Source organism: Streptomyces sp. NPDC086519 (assembly GCF_040686075.1).
Lineage (GTDB): Bacteria > Actinomycetota > Actinomycetes > Streptomycetales > Streptomycetaceae > Streptomyces > Streptomyces shenzhenensis.
On sequence record NZ_JBFBJL010000138.1, the window covers coordinates 1 to 5,432 of the forward strand.

Consider the following 5,432-nt stretch of genomic DNA (forward strand, 5'->3'; position numbering starts at 1 on the left):
CTTCGGCCAGGGCGAGGTCGCACCGGTCACCCGCGAGGTGCTCCGCGAGGCCGAGCCGGACCGCGCCCGGCGGCCGCGCGTCCACACCGGCTGAGACTCCGGCGACCGCGTCAGGATCCCGTCAATATTCACCCACACGGCGTTAGGACCCCGTCAGCAGCGAGGGCGAGCCACGTGACGGCCACTTAGCGTCGGGAGCATGGAACGGAGCGGACCGGCGGCCCCGGCCGACGACCGCCACTGGCGTGGCAGCGCCCGGCTCGCGGTGAGCTGCGCGCTGGTGTTCTGCACCATGGCCCTCCTGGTCGACTGGGACGCGGGAAGCCTGACGCCTCTGCGCGCTCTGCTCTGGTTCGCCCTGTCAGCCGCGGTGTGCGCCATCCTGCTGCCGCCGCGGGTGAGCGCGGGCCCTGGCTGGCTCGCGGTCCGCACTCCCTGGCGCCGACGCATCGTCCGCACGAACGCGCTGACGGCCGTACGGCAGTACGACGGCGTCTCCTCCCCCCTGATCCTCCGCGACACCTTCGGCAACCGGCTGGAACTCGATCCCCGGATCCTCGCGGCCAGCCCCCTTCTCTGGCACGCACTCGACACAGGCTTCCGGCGCTCCCTGGACCGCGGAACGCTGCGCCTGGGAGCGGATGTCATGGAGCGACTGGGGCATCACATAGACGACGAGACGCTCCAAGCGGTACTTCGGGCATCGGGACTTTCCTGACCCACAGAGAGCACCCTCCCCCATCACCTGTCCGCCCTGCCATCTGCCATCTGCCAACAGAGCTGAGATGACAGAAATTGCTGTCATCTCGGTGACAGCCGCTGGATTGCTGATGTGCCGCAGGACGCCCGACTGCTCTTCGCCGTCCACGTCGGCCGCTTCGGCGCCCGCCACTACGACTGCCCGCCCATGGCCGGACGTCTGCTCGGATATCTGCTCGTGTGCGATCCGGCCCAGCAGACGATCGACGAACTGCGCGAAGCGCTGCTGGCGAGCAGAAGCGCGATCACGGGCACGGTCAAGCTGCTGAAAAGCTACGACCTGGCACGACGCACCAGGTCGGCCGGCGAACGAATGGACCGGGTGAGCCTGAACCCGACCGGCCGACAGCCACAGAACTTCGACGCAACCCTCCCCCTTGAGCACGCGGCGCTGTTCCGGGAGGGCCGCTCGCTGACGCTGCGCCGAAGCGCCGTGCCCCACTCGAAGAGATGGTCGCGCTGGCGGAGTTCCTCGCCGAGCGCCTGCCCGCGCTGCGGGTCGAGTGGCATGCATACCGCGAGGAACTGCGCGCCTCCGGGAAACTGTCTCCCTGGGCCGCACCGCCCCCTCAGCCCCGACGACACGGAGAGTCCCATGACCAGCGAGTCCAACCCGTCCTACCAGTCCGATGTGGCCGCCCTGCGCGAGCGCGTCGACAGCGGAGACGCGGACGCCGCCGACGAGTTGATCGAACTGGCCACGGAACAGAGCGACATGGGGGAACTGCGGCGTCTCGCGGAGACCGGCAACTCCACCGCGGCAGACCAACTCATCGAACTCGCCACCGAACAGGGCGACCTCGCCGAACTGCGGCGTCTGGCGGACCAGGGCAACACAACCGCCGCCGAGGTTCTCGACGAACTCCTGGACGAATAACCCTAGTCCGGCCTCGATGACGGAGTCAGGGCCGAAGCCGATCAGAGCGGTGGAGGAGTCGAGGGTGCCGGCCGGGAGGGCGACGACCGCCCCGACGACGTTGCAGGCGATGGTGTCGGCGACCAGGAGGCGTATGCGGCGGGTGAATTGCGCGCGTCGTCTCGGGCCGAGCCGAGGGAGAGCGTCGTCATCAGCAGCAGCCCTTCTCCTCGGCGTCCGCGCAGGTGTGGTCCACCGCGACGGCGAGGACCACACCGCGCAGGCCGTCCAGGGCGTGACCGAGGCGGGCATCGGCCAAGTTCATGGCGCGTGCGGCGGCCTTCGAGGACGGCGCCGACGATGCCGCCGCAGTCGCGCAGGCAGGCCAGGTGGCAATCACCAAAGGCCGCACCGGTGACCGTTGCCCCCGCGCCCACAGATTGAAGCCTGAGCCTCAGGTCAGGGGATGGGTTGAGGATCGAGAGCGATCAGCACGACGATGGTGGTGATCCAGGCGAGCAGGGCCGTGCCCAGCAGGTAGGAACCGTATTTCTTCATGACGGGTCTTCCTCCCGGTCGGAATGGGGTTCAGCCGAGGCCGAACCAGCCGAGGACGGTCTGGACGAGCAGGATCGTGGACATGCTCGCGACGCCGACGACCACGGCGGTGGCGGCGACGCGGTAGCGCGGACTGTTGGCAGCCGGGCCGAGGACGGAGCGGCGATTGGTCAGGACCAGGAGGTAGACGAGAACGATCGGGCTGATGAGACCCTGCAGGACCTGAGTGCCGATGAGGAGCTGGATGACGTCGACCGGGGTCATCGCCACGGTGGCGCCCAGGACGATCTGGGCGGTGAACAGACCGAGGAACAGCGGGGCGTCGCGGAAGCTGCGGGAGACGGATCGTTCCACGCCGGCCGCTTCCCCTATGGCGTAGCTGGCCGAGAGCGGGACCACCGCCCCCGCGAGAGCCGAGGCGCCGATCAGGCCTAGGGCGAAAAGGAGTTCGGCGTTCTGGCCGGCCACCGGTTTCAACGCCTCCGCTGCCTGGGCCGCGGAGTTGAGCGGGCCCGTGCCACCGATCGCGGAAGCCGTGGCGATGATGATCGTCAGGCTGATGACGCAGGCGAAGACTGCGCCGAGTATGGCGTCGGCGCGGATGAGGGGGTAGTCGGCCGGCTTGGCGCCGCGGTCGACGACGCCTGCGGCGGCGTAGAACTGCATGTACGGGCTGACCGTGGTGCCGATGAGGGCGACGGCGAGCAGGATGAAGTCCTTGCTCGGTTCGATGTGCGGGACGATCAGGTGGTGTCCGACGTCGGCCCAGTGCGGGTGGCCGAGGATCATCGCGATCGGGTAGGCGAAGAACGCCAGCGACATGATCAGGAAGATGCGTTCGGCCCAGTGGTAGGAGCCGAACAGCACCAGGGCCCAGAGCAGGATGGCGGCCGGTGGGATGACAGCCCATTTCGGGACGCCGAGGAGCTCGAAGGCGGCGCCGATGCCCGCGAACTCGCTGACGACCAGGCCGGTGTTGGCGAGCAGCAGGCAGAAGACGGCCAGTGCGGTCAGTCGCAGGTTGAACTGCTCGCGGATCAGGGCGCCGAGGCCCTTGCCGGTGTGCGCGCCCAGGCGCACGGCCATCTCCTGGACCATCACCAGGGCGATGGTGACCAACACCATGAAGAAGAGCGTGCCGTAGATGAACTGGGAGCCTGCGGAGGCGTAGGTGGCAATGCCTGCGGCGTCGTTGCCGGCGTTTGCGGCGACCAGGCCGGGGCCCGCGACGGCGGCGATCATGGCGATGCGCCCCAGGCCCCGCCGCCGCACGACGGGAGCGTCGGCGGGCGCGGTGGTGTCGAGCTCGCGGGTCACCGCAGGATCCTCCGGAAGTGCAGGCGCCCGCGTTCGGGCAGCAGGGCGTCGAGCAGGTCGTCGGCCAGGATCCGGCCGAGCGGGCGGTCGCCGTCGTCGACAACGAGCAGCGAGGAGGCTCGGGCGGCGACCAGTTCGTCGGCGGCCTCCGCGAGCGCGGTGTCCGGACGGACGGTGACGGGTGGACCGAACTGAGCCCGCCATGCGACCAGGTCGGCCAGCGGGGTGGTGTCCTCGGCCACGGCGAGGTCGAACAGGGCGATGTCGGTGACCAGCCGGCCCTCCTCATCCACGACCGCGACGGCATCGATCTCGGTGCGGTGCTCGGCCTGCTCGGCCAGCTGCGCCCGCACCTGGGCGACGTTCTCGTCCCGGCCGACGGTGATCAGCAAGGTGGTCATGGCGCCGCCCGCGGTGCCCTCGCGGTGTGCCAGCAGTCGGCGCAGTTCCGCAGCCTCGTCGGTCGGCATGCGGGTCAGCAGTGCCTCGCGCTCCTCGGAGGTGAGGTCGCGCAGGGCGTCGGTGGCCTCGTCCGGCTCCATCTCGTCCACCAGACGGGCGGCGTGCTCCGGCTTCGCCTCGCGCAGGAGGTTCTCCAGCTCGTGCGGTTCCATCTCTTCCAGCGCGTCAGCGGCCTGTTCCGGTTCCAGCCAGCCCAGCAGCTGCTGGCGTTCGGCGCGGCCGAGGTCTTCGAGGATGTCGGCGAGGTCGGCCGGGCGCAGCCGGTGCAGCGCGGTCCGGGAGGCGCGCAGCCGCACTTCCGGCGGGCCCTCGGTGGCCTGTTCGGCGAAGGGCGCCACGGACTGCCAGTCCAGTACCCGCTCCGGGGTCGGGCGTGCCTGCCAGCGGCGCGGGCCGAGGCGGCGCAGCAGGGTGGGCAGGGAGACGTCCACGCCGACCAGCACCACCCGGTCGACCAGCGGGGCCAGATACAGGTCGGCGGCCCGGGTGACCTGGACCCCGTCCACGTCGACCAGCTGATGGTCGAGGACATCCTTGGCCAGCAGGACCTCGCCGGGTCGGCGGGCGAAGTCGCGCAGGTCGACGCGTGCGGTGGACAGTCGCACGTGTCCGGCGTGCACCTTGCCGATGGCGTCGGCGGCGAGGAAGGTGTGCCGTCGGCCGATCCGAAGGATCAGCCCGGTGACGGGCGGGTACGAGTCCTCGCCGTACAGCCGGGCGACGACGTCGACGACACGGCCGACCTCCTCGCCGGCCTGGTTGCTGACCGGGCCGCCGATCAGGCCGGCCAGCGAGACCAGTGATGTGCGGACCGCCTTGGAGGCGGTGGCGCGGCGTTCCAGGGTGACCCTGCGGTCGCGCAGACGGGCCGAGGTGGACATGAACAGAGTGTGGGCAGCCAAGGTGAACACCCCCTTGCCCCGGCATGGCGGGGCATCGGGCGGCTCCGGGGCAGCACATTTCCCTCGTACGGACAGCAGGGCCTGCGTCAGTGCTCACCCTGCCGAAGCAAGGAGGAGACCGTACGGGTCAGGAAGGAGCGAGCTGCTCCGAGCCACGAAAGGACGGCGCGGACAACACGAAGAAGGACCGACTATGGCCCGGACTACTGTCCATGTCGCCTCCTTCCGGTTCCGGCGGCGCGCAGGGCGTCACGATCATGCAGCAGGTTCCCCGGCACGGCATGCCTCGGGCGCTCCCCCTGGGTTGGGGAGACTCCTCCTGATCTGGAGAAACCGCCCACAGCATACGCTTGCTCCGACCCTCGTCCCGCATCGATGACCAGCCCTTGACCTAGGGGGCACGGACGGCTTCGGCGGTCTCCGGTTCTCCCTCGGTGTCGGCGAGCGCGCGGTTGCGGCGTACGGAGGACCAGAACGACCAGGCGATCAGGACGACGCCGACGAGACCGGTGATGACCTCGTTGATCTCGTACTGGATGGTGACCATCAGGATCACGGCCAGCGCGCCGATCGCGTAG

Annotated in this window: 5 protein-coding genes and 1 pseudogene; 2 read left to right on the forward strand and 4 right to left on the reverse strand. The window is 69.9% G+C overall.

The annotated features are described in order from the left end of the window. Positions 1–199 precede the first annotated feature (199 nt). A complete protein-coding gene (locus AB0P24_RS47450) occupies positions 200–718 on the forward strand; it encodes a hypothetical protein (protein ID WP_365805649.1) in 519 nt (172 codons plus the stop codon). A gap of 114 nt (positions 719–832) precedes the next feature. After that, a complete protein-coding gene (locus AB0P24_RS47455; RefSeq protein ID WP_365805651.1) occupies positions 833–1,636 on the forward strand; it encodes a hypothetical protein in 804 nt (267 codons plus the stop codon). Positions 1,637–1,826: 190 nt separating this feature from the next. Here AB0P24_RS47455 and AB0P24_RS47460 read toward each other — a convergent pair. The 4 genes and pseudogenes from AB0P24_RS47460 to AB0P24_RS47475 all read right to left on the reverse strand — a co-directional run. Beyond that, positions 1,827–2,007: pseudogene (locus tag AB0P24_RS47460) on the reverse strand (transcriptional regulator); the annotation flags it as partial. Between the two features lie 196 nt (positions 2,008–2,203). Then, complete coding sequence (locus tag AB0P24_RS47465; protein WP_365805653.1) at positions 2,204–3,490, reverse strand: divalent metal cation transporter; 1,287 nt, start codon at positions 3,488–3,490, stop codon at positions 2,204–2,206. After that, complete coding sequence (locus tag AB0P24_RS47470; protein WP_365805655.1) at positions 3,487–4,833, reverse strand: CBS domain-containing protein; 1,347 nt, start codon at positions 4,831–4,833, stop codon at positions 3,487–3,489. The genes AB0P24_RS47465 and AB0P24_RS47470 overlap by 4 nt, the downstream gene beginning before the upstream one ends. Before the next feature lie 412 nt (positions 4,834–5,245). Then, positions 5,246–5,432 (reverse strand): DUF475 domain-containing protein (locus tag AB0P24_RS47475; protein WP_365805657.1); only part of this gene is annotated, 187 nt, incomplete at its 5' end.